The sequence below is a fragment of the Pantoea sp. Cy-639 genome (assembly GCF_011752525.1).
GTDB lineage: Bacteria > Pseudomonadota > Gammaproteobacteria > Pseudomonadales > Pseudomonadaceae > Aquipseudomonas.
This window is the reverse complement of record NZ_VWXI01000006.1, coordinates 37,385-53,984: the sequence shown is the minus strand read 5'-3', so window position 1 is coordinate 53,984 and position 16,600 is coordinate 37,385. Positions and strand designations below refer to the sequence as shown.

The window sequence follows — 16,600 nt, the reverse complement described above, 5'->3', positions numbered from 1 at the left end:
TCGCCCTGTTGCACGGTGCAGAGCCGGCAGGCTCATTTACCGGCGTTTCCGTCCGGCACGAAGACATAGCCCACGCCCCAGACGGTCTGGATATAGCGTGGCTTGGAAGGGTCGGGCTCGATCATCCGGCGCAGGCGCGAGATCTGTACGTCGATGGAACGCTCCAGGGCATCCCACTCACGGCCGCGGGCCAGGTTCATCAGCTTGTCGCGGGTCAGCGGCTCGCGGGCATGCATGACCAGCGCCTTGAGCACGGCGAACTCGCCGGTGGTCAGCATGTGCGTCTCGTCGCCACGCTTGAGTTCGCGAGTGGCCAGCGACAGTTCGTAGTCACCGAAGGTGACGGTCTCGTCCTCGCTGCCCGGTGCACCCGGTACCGCCGGTGCCTGGCGGCGCAACACGGCCTTGACCCTGGCCACCAGTTCGTCTGGGTTGAACGGCTTGGCCAGGTAGTCGTCGGCGCCCAGTTCGAGGCCCTTGATGCGACTCAGTTCGTCACCCTTGGCGGTGAGCATGATGATCGGGATCTGGTTGTTCGAGGCGCGCAGACGCTTGCAGGCGGACAGGCCGTCCTCGCCAGGCAGCATCAGGTCGAGCACCACCAGGTTGAAGACTTCGCGGGCCAGCAACCGGTCCATCTGTTCGACGTTGGGTACAGTGCGGACGCGGTAGCCCTTGCTGGTGAAGAAACGGTCCAGCAGGCTGCTCAAGCCCGGATCGTCGTCGACGATGAGAATCTTTTCGCCTTCGGCGGTGTTTGCGGTGCTGGTCATGAATCACTCCTCTGGTATCGCCGCGCATTATGGCGTAGCCATTGCAACGCGTGCCGTGTGCATTGTTAGCAGATTTTTCCCGCAACGCCACTGCCGCCCTGTGCCTGACTGGCGCCCGGCCATCACCGCAAGCCCGGCACGATAGGTATAATGCGCGGCTTTCATCCAGCGCCGCCGGGGCCGAACGCCCGCCTGCGGCCTTGCATTCACTATTTGTCAGGTGGTTTTCATGGACAGCATCAACAGCCGTATCGCCGAGGAACTGGGCGTGCGCCCACAGCAGGTCGAAGCGGCCGTGGGCCTGTTGGACGAAGGATCGACCGTGCCCTTCATCGCCCGTTACCGCAAGGAAGTGACCGGCAGCCTGGACGATACCCAACTGCGCCACCTGGAAGAGCGCCTGCGCTACCTACGCGAACTCGACGAGCGCCGTGCCAGCATCCTGGCCAGCATCGAGGAGCAAGGCAAGCTCACCCCGGAACTGGCCCGCGAGATCAAGCTGGCCGATACCAAGACCCGCCTCGAAGACCTCTACCTGCCGTACAAGCAGAAGCGCCGCACCAAGGGCCAGATCGCCCTGGAAGCCGGCCTCGGCGAGCTGGCCGACGGCCTGTTCAACGACCCGCAGCTGAACCCGGAGAACGAAGCCGCGCGCTTCGTCGACGCCGAGAAAGGCGTGGCCGACGTCAAGGCCGCCCTGGAAGGCGCCAAATACATTCTCATGGAGCGCTTCGCCGAAGACGCCGCCCTGCTCGACAAGCTGCGCGGTTTCCTCAAGCAGGAAGCGGTGCTGACCGCCCGCGTGGTCGCCGGCAAGGAAGAAGAAGGCGCCAAGTTCCGTGACTACTTCGCCCACGACGAACTGCTGCGCACCGCACCGTCGCACCGTGCCCTGGCGATCTTCCGCGGCCGCAACGAGGGCGTGCTGAGCGCCTCGCTGAAGGTCGGCGAGGAACTGCCGGGCACCCTGCACCCGTGCGAGCTGATGATCGGCAACCATGTCGGCATCGAGAACCACAACCGCCCGGCCGACAAGTGGCTCGGCGAAGTGGTGCGCTGGACCTGGAAGGTCAAGCTCTACACCCACCTGGAGACCGACCTGTTCGGCGAACTGCGCGACAACGCCGAAGGCGAGGCGATCAACGTCTTCGCCCACAACCTGCACGACCTGCTGCTGGCCGCCCCGGCCGGCCCACGCGCCACCCTGGGCTTCGACCCGGGGCTGCGTACCGGCTGCAAGATCGCCGTGGTCGACGCCACCGGCAAGCTGCTGGACCACACCACGGTCTACCCGCACGCGCCGAAGAACGACTGGGACCGCACCATTGCCATCATGGCCGCGCTGTGCGCCAAGCACGCCGTGGAACTGATCGCCATCGGCAACGGCACCGCCAGCCGCGAGAGCGACAAGCTGGTGGCCGAGCTGGTCAAGAAGTACCCGGCACTGAAGATCACCAAGATCATGGTTTCCGAGGCCGGCGCCTCGGTGTACTCGGCTTCCGAGCTGGCCGCCCGCGAGTTCCCGGACCTCGACGTGTCGATCCGTGGCGCCGTGTCGATCGCCCGCCGCCTGCAGGACCCGCTGGCCGAACTGGTGAAGATCGATCCGAAGTCCATCGGTGTCGGCCAGTACCAGCACGACGTGTCCCAGGTGAAACTGGCCCGTGGCCTGGACGCCGTGGTCGAGGACTGCGTGAACGCCGTCGGCGTGGACGTCAACACCGCCTCGGTGGCATTGCTGACCCGGATCTCCGGCCTCAACGCGACCCTGGCGCAGAACATCGTCGCCCACCGCGACGCCAACGGTCCGTTCGCCACCCGCGCCGCGCTGAAAAAGGTCAGCCGCCTCGGCGAGAAGACCTTCGAGCAGGCCGCCGGCTTCCTGCGCGTGATGAATGGCGACAACCCGCTGGACGCCTCCGCGGTGCACCCCGAGGCCTACCCGCTGGTACAGCGCATCGCCGCCGGCACCGAGCGCGACATCCGCTCGCTGATCGGCGACAGCGCCTTCCTCAAGCGCCTGGACCCGAAGAAGTTCACCGACGAGACCTTCGGCCTGCCCACCGTCACCGACATCCTGCAGGAGCTGGACAAGCCTGGCCGCGACCCGCGCCCGGAGTTCAAGACCGCCACCTTCCAGGACGGCGTCGAGGACCTCAAGGACCTGGAGCCAGGCATGATCCTCGAAGGCGTGGTGACCAACGTCACCAACTTCGGCGCCTTCGTCGACATCGGCGTGCACCAGGACGGTCTGGTGCACATCTCGGCGCTGTCGGAGAAGTTCGTCAAGGACCCGCGTGAAGCGGTCAAGGCCGGCGACGTGGTCAAGGTCAAGGTCATGGAAGTGGACATCCCGCGCAAACGCGTCGGCCTGTCCATGCGCATGAGCGACACCCCGGGCGAGAAGGTCGAGGGCAACCGCGGCGGCAATCGCGGCAATGGCGGCAACCGCCAGCAGCAGGCACCGCGCCAGCGCGAGACCGCCACTGCCGCGCCAGCCAACAATGCCATGGCCGCGCTGTTCGCCAACGCCAAGCAGCTGAAGAAGAAGTGATGGACGTCCCCGCCGAATACGTCGAGAGCGCCTTCAGCCAGCTCCTGGGCTGCCGCCTGCAACGCCTGGAGACGGGTGTTGCCGAGGTGGCCCTGAGCCTCGAGCCACACCTGCGCAACCGCGGCCAGAAGCTGCACGGCGGGGCGATCTTCAGCCTGGTCGACATCGCCATGGGCCTGGCCTGCTCGGCCAGCCATGGTTTCGACCGGCAGAGCGTGACCATCGAGTGCAAGATCAACTACCTGCGCGCGGTCAGCGAGGGCGAGGTGCTGTGCACCGCCCGCGTGCTGCACGCCGGTCGGCGCACGCTGGTGGTCGACGCCGACGTGCTCCAGGACGACAAACTGGTGGCCAAGGCACAGGGAACCTTCGCGGTTCTCTAGCTGACAGCCCCCATCTGCGGTATTTTCGGCGCATTGCTGTACACCTGATCGCGGGGCAAACCCGCTCCCACGAGGCCCAAAAGCGCTCGTGGGAGCGGGCTTGCCCCGCGATCAGACGCATACAGGCCAGCGACGGAACCGCGTAAACCAGGCGACAACGCCAGTTCCTTTCCCAACTACCCTTGTAGACCGTCATCGCTACCCCCATATTGGGCCGACTGACGCGTGAAGGAATCCATCTTGAGCGACCTCCTCAACCGCCGCCTGAGCCTGCTCGGCGACAACCTCGACCTGCTCAAGCAGTGCCTGCACGGTATTGAGCGCGAATGCCTGCGCGTGACCGACGAAGGTCGCCTGGCCCAGACCCCGCATCCACAGGCCCTGGGTTCGGCGCTGACCAACGAGCAGATCACCACCGACTATTCCGAGTCGCTGCTGGAGTTCATCACCCCTGCCCTGGCAGACCCGGCCCAGGTGCTCGACAACCTCGATGAGATCCACCGTTTCGTCTACACCCAGCTTGGTGGCGAATACCTGTGGAGCCCGTCGATGCCCTGCACGCTGCCGGCCGAGGAAGATATCCCGATCGCCGAGTACGGCACCTCGAACATCGGCAAGCTCAAGCACGTGTACCGCAAGGGCCTGGCCCTGCGCTACGGGCGCACCATGCAGTGCATCGCCGGCATCCACTACAACTTCTCCCTGCCCGAGGCGCTGTGGCCGCTGCTGCGTGAAGCCGAGGGCGGCGAGCAGGACGATCGCGACTACCAGTCCTCGGCCTACATCGCGCTGATCCGCAACTTCCGCCGCTACAGCTGGCTGCTGATGTACCTGTTCGGCGCCTCGCCGGCCCTGGACAAGGGCTTCCTGCGCGGCCACCCGCATCAGCTCGAGGAACTCGACGCGCAGACCCTCTACCTGCCCTACGCCACCAGCCTGCGCATGAGCGACCTGGGCTACCAGAGCAACGCCCAGGCGGGCCTGACGCCCTGCTACAACAACCTCGCCAGCTACACCGACAGCCTGCGCAAGGCGGTGGGCACGCCCTACCCGCCCTACGTCGAGGTCGGCACGCACAAGGATGGCGAGTGGGTGCAGTTGAACACCAACATCCTGCAGATCGAGAACGAGTACTACTCGAACATCCGCCCCAAGCGCGTCACCTACACCGGCGAGCGGCCGATCCAGGCCCTGACCTCCCGGGGCGTGCAGTACGTGGAAGTGCGCTGCCTCGACATCAACCCGTTCCTGCCGGTGGGCATCGACCTCACCGAGGCGCGCTTCCTCGATGCGTTCCTGCTGTTCTGCGCCCTCGAAGACAGCCCGCAGCTGGATAACGGCGAGTGCGGCCAGTGCACCGACAACTTCCTTACCGTGGTCAAGGAAGGCCGGCGCCCGGGCCTGGAGCTGCGCCGTGACGGCCAGCCGGTGGCGCTGAAAGCGTGGGCAGGCGAACTGATCGAACGCATCGGCCAACTGGCCGGACTGCTCGACCGCGCCCAGGGCGGCAACGACCACGCCAAGGCCCTGGAAGCGCAACAGGCCAAGGTCGACGATCCTGAGCTGACCCCGTCGGCCCAGGTCCTGGCGCGCATGACCGAGCACGACGAGACGTTCGTCCAGTTCGCCCTGCGCCAGAGCCGCCTGCACGCCGAGACCTTCCGCCAGCAGCCATTGTCCGCCGAGCGCCAGCAAGCCTTCGAGACCCTTGCCCGCGAGTCGATCGCCAAGCAGTCCGAGCTGGAACAAGAAGAAGTCGGTGACTTCGACCTGTTCGTCGGCGCCTACCAGGCCAGCATCCTGGCGATCAGCAACTGATGGGGCGCCCCGCCTACGCACGCAAGCCGCGCGCCAGCAGCCAGGCCAGGATCGAGGCGATCCTGGCGGCGGCTCGCGAGCTGCTGGCCGGGCAAGGAGTGGCGGGGTTGTCGATCTACAGCGTGGCCGAGCGGGCGCAGATCCCGCCGTCGTCGGTCTATCACTTCTTCGCCAGCGTGCCGGCGTTGCTCGAAGCGCTCACCGCCGATGTCCACCGGGCCTTTCGCGAGGCCCTTGGCGCGCCGATCGACAGCCACGCGTTCACGACCTGGCACGAGCTGTCGCGGCTGGTCGAGCAGCGCATGCTCGATATCTACAACGAGGATGCCGCGGCGCGGCAACTGATCCTGGCCCTGCATGGGCTCAGCGAAGTGGTGCAGGCGGACCGCCAGCACGACATGGAACTGGGCGAGCTGATGCACAAGCTGTTCGACCAGCATTTCCACCTGCCGGTGATGCCGGCCGACGTGGATGTGTTCGCCCTGGCGATGGAGTTGAGCGACCGGGTGTATGCACGGTCGATGCAGATGCACGAGGCGATCACCCCGCGCATGGCCGAGGAAGGCAAGCGGGTGTTCGAAGCCTACCTGGGGCTGTATCTGCCGCCATACCTGGCCAAGCGCTCGCAGCCAGCCTGAGCAGGCTTTGCGGGAGCAGGCTCGCCCCGCTCCCACGTTTGCGAAACGCCTGACATCACAGCTTGGCGATGGATACCTCGGTCGATTTCACGAAGGCGATCACCTCGCTCCCTACCTGCAGCTCCAGCTCCTTCACGGAACGGGTGGTAATCACCGACGTGACGATGCCAGAGGCAGTCTGCACGTCGATTTCCGACAGTACCGGGCCTTCGAGGATTTCCTTCACGGTACCTTTGAACTGGTTGCGTACGTTGATGGCTTTGATGGTCATGGCGTCTTTCCTTTTCTGGCTTCGGAGGTCAATGCGCCCAACGCAGTTGCGTGGGCAGAGGGGTTACGGGTTCCGGCTCGGGCGGGGTGCCCGGGACGGACAGAACACGGTTGAGCACTTCGCTTTCCAGCGCCGCCAGGCGCTGCGAACCTCGCACCCTGGGCCGCGGCAGGTCGACCGCCAGGTCCAGGCCGACAGCGCCGTCCTCGATCAGGATCACCCGGTCGGCCACGGCGACGGCTTCGCTGACGTCGTGGGTGACCAGCAGCACGGTGAAACCATGCTCGCGCCACAGGCGCTCGATCAGTTGCTGCATCTCGATACGGGTCAGCGCATCCAGCGCGCCCAGCGGTTCGTCCAGCAGCAGCAGGCGCGGCTGGTGGATCAGCGCGCGGGCCAGGGCCACGCGCTGCTTCTGGCCACCGGACAGGGCTGCCGGCCATTCCTGGGCACGATCGGCCAGGCCGACCGCCGCCAGGGCATCGAGGGCGCGGGCCTGCCATTTGCCGGACAATCCCAGGCCAACGTTGTCGATCACCTTCTTCCACGGCAGCAGGCGGGCGTCCTGGAACATCAGCCGAGTCTCCTCGCGCGCCTCGGCCAATGGCGCGGCACCAGCCAGCAGCTCGCCGCCATCGGGCTGGTCGAGCCCGGCCAGCAGGCGCAGCAAAGTGCTCTTGCCACAGCCGCTGCGACCGACGATGGCGACGAACTGGCCGGCCGGGATGTGCAGGTCGATGCCGCGCAGCACTTCGCGCTGGCCGAACGTCCGGCGCAGATCGCTGGCCGCCAGTGGAATGCCACGCAGCAGGCGTGGCGGCTGCTCCCTGAGCACGGTCATCAGGCGCTCTCCTTCTTCGCAGCCTGGTACGCCGGGTGCCAGCGCAGCCACACGCGCTCCAGGCCTCGGGCGGCCAGGTCGGCGAGTTTGCCGAGCACCGCGTACAGGACGATGGCCAGCACCACCACGTCGGTCTGCAAGAACTCACGGGCATTCATCGCCAGGTAGCCGATACCGGCATTGGCCGAGATGGTCTCGGCGACGATCAGGGTCAGCCACATGAAGCCCAGGGCAAAGCGCACGCCGACCAGGATCGACGGCAAGGCCCCCGGCAGGATCACCTGGCGGAACAGCGCGAAGCCAGACAGCCCATAGCTGCGCGCCATCTCCACCAACGCCGGGTCGACGTTGCGGATGCCGTGATAGGTGTTGAGGTAGATGGGGAACAACGTCCCCAGTGCCACCAGGAAGATCTTCGCCGACTCGTCGATGCCGAACCACAGGATCACCAGCGGGATCAGCGCCAGGTGCGGCACGTTGCGGATCATCTGCACCGAGCTGTCGAGCAGGCGCTCGCCCCAGTTCGACAGGCCAGTGACGAAGCCCAGCACCAGGCCGATGGCACCGCCGATGACGAAGCCCAGGCCGGCGCGCCAGCCACTGATGGCCAGGTGGGTCCACAACTCGCCGCTGCGCACCAGCTCGACGCCTGCGCCCACTACCGCGCTCGGCGCCGGCAGGATGCGCGTCGACAGCCAGCCCGCGCCAACCGCCAGTTGCCACACCGCCAGCAACAAAAGTGGCAGGGCCCAGGGCGCGAGGCGCTGCGCCCAGGTGGATGAGGATGCTCGACTCATGGCCAGGCCCTCAGCTCTGCGACACGGACTTGGGCAGGATGTCGTTGGCCACCATTTCACCGAACGGGCTCACGTAGCCAGCGGATCTCGGCTGTTCCGGGCGCTGCACGTCGAGGTGCGGGAACAGCAGCTCGGCAACCCGGTACGACTCTTCGAGGTGTGGATAACCCGAGAAGATGAAGGTGTCGATGCCCAGCGCCGCATACTCCTTGACCCGCGCCGCGACCGTCGGGCCATCGCCCACCAGCGCGGTGCCGGCACCGCCGCGCACCAGGCCGACGCCGGCCCACAGGTTAGGCGCGACTTCCAGCTGGTCACGCTTGCCGCCATGCAGGGCGGCCATGCGCTGCTGGCCAACCGAATCGAAGCGTGCCAGCGAGGCCTGGGCACGGGCGATGGTGTCGTCGTCAAGGTGCGAGATCAGTTGCTCGGCCGCCGCCCAGGCCGCTTCGTTGGTTTCCCGCACGATCACATGCAGACGGATGCCAAAGCGTACTTCACGACCCTGGGCCGCGGCCTTCTCGCGTACCTGGGCGATCTTCTCGGCCACTGCCGCCGGTGGCTCGCCCCAGGTCAGGTACAACTCGACCTGCTCGGCGGCCAGGTCCTGGGCCGCGTCGGACGAGCCGCCGAAATACAGCGGCGGGCGTGGCTGCTGGATCGGTGGGTAGAGCAGCTTGGCGCCTTTGACCTGGATGTGCTTGCCGTCATAGTCGACCACCTCGCCCTCGAGCACCTTGCGCCAGATCCGGGTGAACTCCACCGAGGCTTCGTAGCGCTCCTGGTGGTTCAGGTGCAGGCCGTCACCGGCCAGCTCGTCCGGATCGCCGCCGGTCACCAGATTGAACAGCGCCCGGCCATTGGACAGCCGGTCGAGGGTCGCCGCCTGGCGCGCGGCCACGGTCGGCGAAATGATCCCCGGGCGCAGGGCGACCAGGAACTTCAAGCGCTGGGTCACCGGGATCAGTGACGCGGCGACCAGCCAGGAGTCCTCGCAAGAGCGCCCGGTGGGGATCAGCACGCCACCGAAGCCAAGGCGGTCGGCCGCCTGGGCGACCTGCGCCAGATAGCCATGATCGACGGCGCGGGCGCCCTCGCTGGTGCCCAGGTACTTGCCGTCACCGTGGGTCGGGAGGAACCAGAAAATATTCAGACTCATTGGAGTTGTCTCCTCAAGGGTGGCCCTGGCCATGGCGACGCCGCGGCGCAGGCGATTCGTTCAAGGCGCGCTGGCGACCTTGGCCGGGGGTGTCCAGATCACGTCCTTGATGCTCAAGGGCTTGGGAATCAGCTTCAGGGCCTGGAAGGCATCGGCGATCTTCTGCTGCGCGGCGACGACCTCGGGAGTCAGCGGCGCGGCGCCGTAGCCCTGGCGCTTCACCGAGGTCAGGGTGATGTCAGGCGGCAGGCCGAGCAGCGGCGCGACCTGGTCGGTGACCTGCTGCGGATTGGCCCGGGACCATTCGCCGATGGCACGCACCTCCTCGACCAGCGTATCGATCACCTGCGGGTGCTGGGTCGCATAGCTGCGGGTGGCGAGGTAGAACTGGTGGTTGTCGACCAGGTCCTTGCCATCACGCAAGGTGCGCGCCTGCAACTGCTGCTCGGCGGCCGCCTGGTACGGGTCCCAGATCACCCAGGCATCGACGCTGCCACGCTCGAAGGCCGCGCGGGCATCGGCCGGCGGCAGGTAGACCGGTTGGATGTCGGTGTACTTGAGGCCCGCGTCCTCGAGGGCGCGGACCAGCAGGTAGTGAACGTTGGAGCCTTTGTTGAGCGCGACTTTCTTGCCCTTGAGCGCGCTCACCGAGTGGATCGGCGAGTCCTTGGGCACGAGGATCGCCTCGCTGTGGGGAGCGGGTGGTTCGTAGGCGACATAGAGCAGGTCGGCACCGGCAGCCTGGGCGAACACCGGTGGTGTCTCGCCGGTGACGCCGAAGTCGATCGAGCCGACGTTCAGCCCTTCGAGCAGTTGCGGGCCGCCGGGGAACTCGGTCCACTGGACCTGGATGCCCTGCTCGGCCAGGCGTTTTTCCAGCGAGCCCTTGGCCTTGAGCAGCACCAGGGTGCCGTATTTCTGGTAACCGATGCGCAGGCTTTCGGCCTGGGCCTGGGTGATGGCGCCGAAGGACACAGCCGCCGCGAACAGGGCGACCAGACCACGACGCAAGAAGACAGTGCGCATGGCGCTCTCCTGTGCGAATGAGGTTCGGGTGGCACCTGCTGGCCTCGTTGGCGGGCGAGTAAGGTGGGCATTGCGATGAAGCGGTACAGCGTGGGCTCAGATGCTCCAGCGGGCACTGAGCAGGCGTTCGTTCAGCACGCCCGGGTCGACCGGTCGTGGTCGGCGCGCCAAGGCGCCATGGAAGGTCTCCAGCGAATCCTGCAGGCGCTGCTCCAGGCTCGGCGCCAACTGCGCGGGCTTGCCGCCCTCGCCATAGGCGACCTGGCTGTCGTCGGCGAAGATCCCGTGCAGGGTCTCCTGTGCCTTGAGCGCCGACAGCACCGGCTTGAGCGCGTAGTCCACCGCCAGCATGTGGGCGATGCTGCCGCCGGTGGCGATGGGCAGCACCACCTTGTGTTCCAGGGCCCGCTCGGGGAGCAGGTCGAGCAGTGTCTTCAGGGCGCCGGCGAACGAGGCCTTGTACACCGGCGTGGCCACCAGCAGGCCGTCGGCCTGGGCCACCAGTTCGTTGAAGTGGCGCACCTGCGGGCTGTCGAAGCGTGCGTGCAGCAGGTCTTCGGCGTTGAACTCGCGTACCTGGAAGGTCACCACCTCGACGCCGCGCTCCTGCAGCCAGTCGCGGGAGCGATCGAGCAACACACCGGAACGGGAACGAAGACTGGGGCTACCACCGACAGAAACAACCAGCATTGAAAGCGCTTCCTTCGATTCGATTGCAGAGCCGCGAGGGGTTGGCCCCGCTGGATGGAAATGACATTAACAGCTCGTCACATATATCCATAAATCATATTTTTTCATTTATTTATTCCGCCAAGAGATATATGGACGACATCTGCAGAAGCGGCCTAGTGTCGCGAAAGGGCCGCAAAGCGGCCCCGACTGTCGAAGCGGGCCCAAGGTACGGAGCAGTTGCCCAAGCCCTTTCGGCGAGCATAAAAAAGGGCCGTCGAAACGGCCCGAATATCCCTGCTATGGCTAAGAGCAATGCAACGAGGAATTCATCAGCGGTTAGGTTGCGGGGTCAGGCGCAAGTAAGGCTTCAGCGCCCGGTAGCCCTTGGGGAAACGTTGCCGGATCTCGTCTTCGTCCTTCAGCGACGGCACGATCACCACCTCGTCGCCGTCCTGCCAGTTGGCAGGCGTGGCGACCTTGTGGTTGTCGGTCAACTGCAGCGAATCGATCACCCGCAGGATCTCGTTGAAGTTGCGCCCGGTGCTGGCCGGATAGGTGATGGTCAGGCGCACCTTCTTGTTCGGGTCGATGACGAACAGCGAGCGTACCGTGAGGGTGTCGCTGGCATTGGGGTGGATCAGGTCGTAGAGGTCGGAGACCTTGCGGTCGGCGTCGGCGATGATCGGGAAGTTGACCACCGTGTGCTGGGTCTCGTTGATGTCGTCGATCCACTTGTGGTGCGAGTCGACCGGATCGACCGACAGGGCGATGGCCTTGACGCCACGCTTGGCGAATTCGTCCTTGAGCTTGGCAGTCAGGCCCAGTTCGGTGGTGCACACCGGAGTGAAATCGGCCGGATGGGAGAACAGCACGCCCCAGCTGTCGCCCAGCCATTCGTGGAAGCGGATCTTGCCGGCGCTGGAATCCTGTTCGAAATCGGGGGCGATATCGCCAAGTTTGAGGCTCATGGAAGCGGCTCCTGTGCGGTGTCTGGCCTTGTGGAGTTCAATGTGCCTGCATCCGGATCAAAACAAAAAGAATAAATATCGATTTATTTATAACCACATTGCATACCGAACCGCAGACACAAAAAAGCCTCGCATCAGGCGAGGCTTCTTTGGGTGATGCTACGACTTACATGAAGGCGTAAGTGTAGTTCACGATGAAGCGGGTCTGATCCTTGTCGGGGCTGCTTTCAGCCGAACCGCGGTAGACACCCTGACGCAGGCTGAAGCCCAGGCCTTTGAGAGTACCGTCCTGAATGGTGTAGTCGACGCGTGCGTCACGTTCCCATTCGTTGTAGGTGCCATGACCGCTCTTGTAGCGAATGTCATCACCACGCAGGTAGGCAACCGAGGCCTTCAAGCCTGGAACACCCAGCGCAGCGAAGTCATAGGAGTACTGACCGAAGTTGGTGTTCTCACCCGCGCGGGCAAACTGGTTGATCATGCTGTCGGTGAACAGGTAGAAGCTGGAGCCGCCAGCACCTTCGTTGCGACCGTTGCCGTCAACCACACTACCCTGGTTCAGCCAGACGAAGCCCCCGTCATCGCCGACCTGTTGACGACCCAGCATGAGCGCATGACCACCGAGGGTATAGGTGAACATCGCAGACCATGTCTTGTTGTCGACCTTGCCGCTGTTCTTGGCATAGCCACCGTTGTTGTTGAAGTTGTAGCCGCCACCGTGGCCGTTCTTGCCATCGCTGCTGCTGTCGAAGAAGCGCAGGTCGGTTTTGAACGACTGGTCGTCAGCGATCTTGAACACGTGGGTAGCGCCCAGGAAGTGCTGCTTGTAGAAGTCTTCCAGGTTCGAGTAGTAGTACTGCAGGGTCAGGTCTGGGGTGAGCTTGTAGTCCAGACCACCGTAGCGGAACTTGTTGCTGTCAGCGCTGGCGCCAGCAACCGACAACCCGGTACGGTTGCTCGAAGCACGACCCATGGCGTGAGTCAGCTGACCAGCATTGATGGTCAGGTTATCGATTTCCTTCGACTGGATGGTGCCACCCTCGAAGGTCTGCGGCAGCAGACGACCATCGTTGGACACCAGGATCGGCAGGTTCGGTGCCAGGGCGCTACCGAAGTGCACCTCGGTCTTGGAGAAGCGAGCCTTGGCGTTGGCACCAACCCGCGCCCACTGACCTACAGCCGAACCGTTGCTGTCGCTTGGGAAGAAGGTGCTGCTGTCAGGATGATGACCTTTACCGCCATCTAGGTGGATACCCCACAGGGCCTGTGCATCGACACCGAAGCCAACGGTGCCTTCAGTGAAACCGGAAATGTAGTCAAGCTTGAAGCCCTGACCCGATTCACGGTTGTCAGCACCGCCTTCACGGTTGTCGTCGTTGAAATACATGGTGCGCGAGCTCACGGACAGCTTGCTGTCCTCGATGAACCCTGCAGCGCCTGCTTGTTGGGCGATAACCCCCAGTGCCACGGCCAGAGCCAGGCTGGACTTGTACATGTTTTGCTCCTCTACGTTCTAATTTTTGTGCGTCTCAAGCGGCGGAGTCTGTTGCCCCACTCGCCCGGATTGGCGATTTAGCACCAAAGCGTGACCGCCAAGTCAATCGCTAACGATCGATCTGCGACTTTGGTCTAAGGTCGCTTCCTGCGCTACAGGATAATGACAATCCTATAAATCCAAAATGACCGTTTTATGAATCGGTAAGATTTTTACGGAATAACTTCGGAACATTTCTGACAAAACGTTGTATCGACGACGTCAATCATACCTTTAGGTTATGTGCAAACGTTTGCCGACGTGCCGGCCAGGGACCTTCCAGCCAGAACCGCAAAAGACTAGCCGCCTTCCCCCATTTCGCCAGTGACCCCGATGCTGGCTGCAACCGCAGGGCAAGCCTGCTGCCAACTCGCGCCCCCACAGCCAGCCACCGTGCGATTGGCTTTTAAGCTAATGCAAAAAGGTTATTTATTTTCGATTTCTTAGATCATCTAGTCTTCTCGCCATCCAGCCCCCCAGTTGCCTGACGAGAGGTTCACCATGATCCCGCACGCACCGCTGCGTCTGTTCGCCGCCCTGACCCTCGCCAGCGCCAGCTGGCTGGCCCAGGCCGCCGACCTGACCGTCGCCTACCAGACCACCGTCGACCCGGCCAAGGTCGCCCAGGTCGACGGCGCCTATGAAAAGGCCAGCAAGGCCAGCATCGACTGGCGCAAGTTCGACAACGGCGCCGACGTGATCACCGCGGTGGCCAGCGGCGACGTGCAGATCGGCTATCTCGGCTCCAGCCCGCTGGCCGCCGCCGCCACCCGCAAGCTGCCGGTCGAGACCTTCCTCATCGCCACCCAGATCGGTGCCGGCGAGGCACTGGTCGCCCGCGACAGCATCAAGACCCCGCAGGACCTGATCGGCAAGAAAGTCGCCGTGCCCTTCGTATCCACCGGCCACTACAGCCTGCTGGCCGCCCTGAAGAGCTGGAACATCGACCCCTCCAAGGTACAGATCCTCAACCTGGCACCACCGGCGATCATCGCCGCCTGGAAGCGCGGCGACATCGATGCCACCTATGTCTGGGACCCGGCCCTGGGCGTGGCCAAGGAGAACGGCAAGGTGCTGATCACCTCCGGCGAGCTGGCTGCCAAGGGCGCACCGACCTTCGATGCCTGGATCGTGCGCAAGGACTTCGCCGCCAAGCACCCGGACATCGTCAAGTCGTTCGCCAAGGTCACCCTCGACGCCTACGCCGACTACCGCAAGGACCCGCAAGCCTGGCTGGCGGCCCCTGACAACGTGGCCAAGCTGGCCAAGCTGTCCGGTGCCAAGCCCGGCGATATCCCGACGCTGCTGCAGGGCAACGTCTACCCACTGGCCGCCGACCAGGCCAGCGCCCTGGGCGCGCCGACCACCCAGGCGCTGACCGACACCGCGACCTTCCTCAAGCAACAAGGCAAGGTCGAGGCGGTCCTGCCGGACTACTCGCCGTACGTCAGCGCCCAGTACCTGCCCAACTGAGACCCCGGAGCCCGTCATGGCCTTGCTCGAGCTGGAGCGCATCAGCGCACAGTACCCCGGCGCCAGCACCCCGGTGCTGGCCGACATCAACCTGTCGCTGGGGCCACGCCAACTGCTGGTGGCCCTGGGGCCTTCCGGCAGCGGCAAGACCTCGCTGCTCAACCTGATCGCCGGTTTCGTCGCGCCCAGTGCCGGGCGCATCACGCTCGATGGCGTGCCGGTGCAAGGCCCGGGCGCCGAGCGCGGCGTGGTGTTCCAGGACGATGCCCTGCTGCCCTGGCAGGACGTGCTGGGCAATGTCGGCTTCGGCCTGGAACTGGCCGGCGTGCCGCGCGCGCAACGTGAGGCCAAGGCCCGCGAGATGCTGGCGCTGGTCGACCTGGCCGGCTTCGGCGCGCGGCGCATCTGGCAACTCTCCGGAGGCCAGAAGCAGCGCGTGGGCCTGGCCCGGGCGCTGGCCGCCGATCCACGCGTGCTGCTGATGGACGAGCCATTCGGCGCCCTAGACGCCTTCACCCGCGAACAGATGCAGGAACTGCTGCTGCAGGTCTGGCAGCGCACCGCCAAGCCGGTGTTCCTGATCACCCACGACATCGAGGAAGCGGTGTTCCTCGCCAGCGAACTGGTGTTGCTGGCGCCCAACCCCGGGCGTGTGGTCGAGCGCCTGCAACTGGACTTCGGCCAGCGTTACGCCGCCGGCGAGTCGGCCCGGGCGATCAAGTCCGATCCACGCTTCATCGAGACCCGCGAGCATGTGCTGGCGCGGGTGTTCTCCCAACGCCAAGCCGCCCGTCGGCAGGAGTCCGCATGAGCAGCCTGGGCCTGCCTGTCGCCGCCAAGGGCGACACCCCACCCAACGTGGCCAAGCCGCGCCGCGAACTGTCGACCCGCTGGATCAGCGCCCTGACCCTGGCCGGGCTGTTGCTGGCCTGGTGGCTGGTGACCGCCGCCGGCTGGGTCGAGCCCCTGTTCCTGCCCGCCCCCGGCGATATCCTCGCCAGGGGCTGGCGCCTGCTCACCCAGGGCTACATGGATGCCAGCCTGTGGCAGCACCTGGGCGCCAGCCTGGGCCGCATCGGCCTGGCGTTGCTGGCGGCGACCCTGACAGCCATCCCGGTGGGCCTGGCCATCGGCTACAACCGCATCGCCCGCGGCATCCTCGACCCGCTGATCGAGTTCTACCGACCGATTCCGCCGCTGGCCTACCTGCCGCTGATCGTGATCTGGTGCGGCATCGGCGAGCTGTCGAAGGTGCTGCTGATCTACCTGGCGATCTTCGCCCCGATCGCCATCGCCACCGCCACCGGCGTGCGCACCGTCGACCCGGCCAAATTGCGCGCCGCCCAGTCGCTGGGCGCCAGCAAGGTCCAGCTGATCCGCCATGTGATCCTGCCCAGCGCCCTGCCCGACATCCTCACCGGCGTACGCATCGGCCTGGGCGTGGGGTGGTCGACCCTGGTCGCCGCCGAGCTGATCGCCGCCACCAGCGGCCTGGGCTTCATGGTGCAGTCGGCGGCGCAGTTCCTGGTCACCGACGTGGTGGTGCTGGGGATCCTGCTGATCGCCCTGATCGCCTTCGCCCTGGAAATGGGCCTGCGCGCCCTGCAACGCAAGCTGGTGCCCTGGCACGGCCAGAGCCACTGATACGTCCTGACGATCACAGGGCAAACCGCTGCCAGCGTGGGCGCGGGCT

16 protein-coding genes are annotated in these 16,600 nt (G+C 65.3%); 7 read left to right on the top strand and 9 right to left on the bottom strand.

Annotation, left to right across the window (positions count from 1 at the left end; translation table 11 throughout):
- Nucleotides 1–32: 32 nt before the first annotated feature.
- The gene (ompR, locus tag F3J43_RS09510; RefSeq protein WP_166885120.1) at nt 33–773 is read right to left on the bottom strand and encodes an osmolarity response regulator transcription factor OmpR; all 741 of its coding nucleotides are present in this window, start codon (nt 771–773) and stop codon (nt 33–35) included.
- Nucleotides 774–1,002: 229 nt separating this feature from the next.
- Here ompR and F3J43_RS09505 point away from each other — a divergent pair, with 229 nt between their 5' ends.
- The 4 genes from F3J43_RS09505 to F3J43_RS09490 all read left to right on the top strand — a co-directional run bounded on the left by F3J43_RS09505 (nt 1,003) and on the right by F3J43_RS09490 (nt 6,166).
- Nucleotides 1,003–3,327 (top strand): Tex family protein, encoded by a 2,325-nt coding sequence (locus tag F3J43_RS09505; RefSeq protein ID WP_166885118.1) that lies wholly within the window; start codon nt 1,003–1,005, stop codon nt 3,325–3,327.
- A complete protein-coding gene (locus F3J43_RS09500; RefSeq protein WP_166885116.1) occupies nt 3,327–3,710 on the top strand; it encodes a PaaI family thioesterase in 384 nt (127 codons plus the stop codon). The genes F3J43_RS09505 and F3J43_RS09500 overlap by 1 nt, the downstream gene beginning before the upstream one ends.
- Before the next feature lie 240 nt (nt 3,711–3,950).
- The gene (gene gshA / locus F3J43_RS09495) at nt 3,951–5,528 is read left to right on the top strand and encodes a glutamate--cysteine ligase (RefSeq protein WP_205297755.1); all 1,578 of its coding nucleotides are present in this window, start codon (nt 3,951–3,953) and stop codon (nt 5,526–5,528) included.
- Nucleotides 5,528–6,166, top strand: coding sequence for a TetR/AcrR family transcriptional regulator (locus tag F3J43_RS09490; RefSeq protein WP_166885112.1), 639 nt, complete (start codon nt 5,528–5,530; stop codon nt 6,164–6,166). The genes gshA and F3J43_RS09490 overlap by 1 nt, the downstream gene beginning before the upstream one ends.
- A 55-nt stretch (nt 6,167–6,221) precedes the next feature.
- Here the strand turns inward: F3J43_RS09490 and F3J43_RS09485 are convergent, their stop codons facing one another.
- From F3J43_RS09485 to F3J43_RS09450, 8 genes are all read right to left on the bottom strand, one after another.
- Nucleotides 6,222–6,437: a TOBE domain-containing protein gene (locus tag F3J43_RS09485; protein WP_008095172.1), complete on the bottom strand. Its 216-nt coding sequence runs from the start codon at nt 6,435–6,437 to the stop codon at nt 6,222–6,224.
- A 28-nt stretch (nt 6,438–6,465) separates the two neighbouring features.
- The gene (gene ssuB / locus F3J43_RS09480; protein ID WP_205297754.1) at nt 6,466–7,278 is read right to left on the bottom strand and encodes an aliphatic sulfonates ABC transporter ATP-binding protein; all 813 of its coding nucleotides are present in this window, start codon (nt 7,276–7,278) and stop codon (nt 6,466–6,468) included.
- A complete protein-coding gene (gene ssuC, locus F3J43_RS09475; protein ID WP_166885109.1) occupies nt 7,278–8,075 on the bottom strand; it encodes an aliphatic sulfonate ABC transporter permease SsuC in 798 nt (265 codons plus the stop codon). Before ssuC ends, ssuB begins: the two co-directional genes overlap by 1 nt.
- Nucleotides 8,076–8,085: 10 nt before the next feature.
- The gene (gene ssuD, locus F3J43_RS09470; RefSeq protein WP_166885107.1) at nt 8,086–9,234 is read right to left on the bottom strand and encodes an FMNH2-dependent alkanesulfonate monooxygenase; all 1,149 of its coding nucleotides are present in this window, start codon (nt 9,232–9,234) and stop codon (nt 8,086–8,088) included.
- Nucleotides 9,235–9,294: 60 nt separating this feature from the next.
- Nucleotides 9,295–10,260, bottom strand: a complete 966-nt coding sequence (locus F3J43_RS09465; RefSeq protein WP_166885105.1) for a sulfonate ABC transporter substrate-binding protein — start codon at nt 10,258–10,260, stop codon at nt 9,295–9,297.
- Nucleotides 10,261–10,356: 96 nt separating this feature from the next.
- On the bottom strand, nt 10,357–10,950 hold the full coding sequence (ssuE, locus tag F3J43_RS09460) for an NADPH-dependent FMN reductase (RefSeq protein WP_166885103.1): 594 nt from the start codon (nt 10,948–10,950) through the stop codon (nt 10,357–10,359).
- Nucleotides 10,951–11,261: 311 nt separating this feature from the next.
- Nucleotides 11,262–11,900, bottom strand: coding sequence for a peroxiredoxin (locus F3J43_RS09455; RefSeq protein ID WP_166885101.1), 639 nt, complete (start codon nt 11,898–11,900; stop codon nt 11,262–11,264).
- Between the two features lie 166 nt (nt 11,901–12,066).
- Nucleotides 12,067–13,395 (bottom strand): OprD family porin, encoded by a 1,329-nt coding sequence (locus F3J43_RS09450; RefSeq protein ID WP_166885099.1) that lies wholly within the window; start codon nt 13,393–13,395, stop codon nt 12,067–12,069.
- A gap of 540 nt (nt 13,396–13,935) precedes the next feature.
- Between F3J43_RS09450 and tauA the strand changes: the two genes are divergently transcribed.
- Genes tauA through tauC form a run of 3 tightly spaced genes read left to right on the top strand, consistent with a single transcriptional unit; the run spans nt 13,936 to nt 16,551 of the window.
- Nucleotides 13,936–14,907, top strand: coding sequence for a taurine ABC transporter substrate-binding protein (tauA, locus tag F3J43_RS09445; protein WP_166885097.1), 972 nt, complete (start codon nt 13,936–13,938; stop codon nt 14,905–14,907).
- 22 nt (nt 14,908–14,929) lie between these two features.
- The gene (gene tauB, locus F3J43_RS09440) at nt 14,930–15,718 is read left to right on the top strand and encodes a taurine ABC transporter ATP-binding subunit (protein WP_205297768.1); all 789 of its coding nucleotides are present in this window, start codon (nt 14,930–14,932) and stop codon (nt 15,716–15,718) included.
- Nucleotides 15,715–16,551 carry a taurine ABC transporter permease TauC gene (gene tauC, locus F3J43_RS09435; RefSeq protein WP_166885093.1) on the top strand — a complete coding sequence of 279 codons (837 nt, stop codon included), beginning with the start codon at nt 15,715–15,717 and terminating at the stop codon, nt 16,549–16,551. Before tauB ends, tauC begins: the two co-directional genes overlap by 4 nt.
- Nucleotides 16,552–16,600 lie beyond the last annotated feature (49 nt).

Excerpts from the sequence above, each read along its gene's own strand:
- F3J43_RS09485 (WP_008095172.1), bottom strand. The coding sequence starts at position 6,437 with ATGACCATCAAAGCCATCAACGTACGCAACCAGTTCAAAGGTACCGTG.
- tauC (WP_166885093.1), top strand. The coding sequence starts at position 15,715 with ATGAGCAGCCTGGGCCTGCCTGTCGCCGCCAAGGGCGACACCCCACCC.
- F3J43_RS09490 (WP_166885112.1), top strand. The coding sequence starts at position 5,528 with ATGGGGCGCCCCGCCTACGCACGCAAGCCGCGCGCCAGCAGCCAGGCC.
- F3J43_RS09505 (WP_166885118.1), top strand. The coding sequence starts at position 1,003 with ATGGACAGCATCAACAGCCGTATCGCCGAGGAACTGGGCGTGCGCCCA.
- tauA (WP_166885097.1), top strand. The coding sequence starts at position 13,936 with ATGATCCCGCACGCACCGCTGCGTCTGTTCGCCGCCCTGACCCTCGCC.
- F3J43_RS09465 (WP_166885105.1), bottom strand. The coding sequence starts at position 10,260 with ATGCGCACTGTCTTCTTGCGTCGTGGTCTGGTCGCCCTGTTCGCGGCG.
- ompR (WP_166885120.1), bottom strand. The coding sequence starts at position 773 with ATGACCAGCACCGCAAACACCGCCGAAGGCGAAAAGATTCTCATCGTC.
- F3J43_RS09450 (WP_166885099.1), bottom strand. The coding sequence starts at position 13,395 with ATGTACAAGTCCAGCCTGGCTCTGGCCGTGGCACTGGGGGTTATCGCC.
- ssuE (WP_166885103.1), bottom strand. The coding sequence starts at position 10,950 with ATGCTGGTTGTTTCTGTCGGTGGTAGCCCCAGTCTTCGTTCCCGTTCC.
- ssuD (WP_166885107.1), bottom strand. The coding sequence starts at position 9,234 with ATGAGTCTGAATATTTTCTGGTTCCTCCCGACCCACGGTGACGGCAAG.
- F3J43_RS09500 (WP_166885116.1), top strand. The coding sequence starts at position 3,327 with ATGGACGTCCCCGCCGAATACGTCGAGAGCGCCTTCAGCCAGCTCCTG.
- ssuC (WP_166885109.1), bottom strand. The coding sequence starts at position 8,075 with ATGAGTCGAGCATCCTCATCCACCTGGGCGCAGCGCCTCGCGCCCTGG.
- F3J43_RS09455 (WP_166885101.1), bottom strand. The coding sequence starts at position 11,900 with ATGAGCCTCAAACTTGGCGATATCGCCCCCGATTTCGAACAGGATTCC.
- ssuB (WP_205297754.1), bottom strand. The coding sequence starts at position 7,278 with ATGACCGTGCTCAGGGAGCAGCCGCCACGCCTGCTGCGTGGCATTCCA.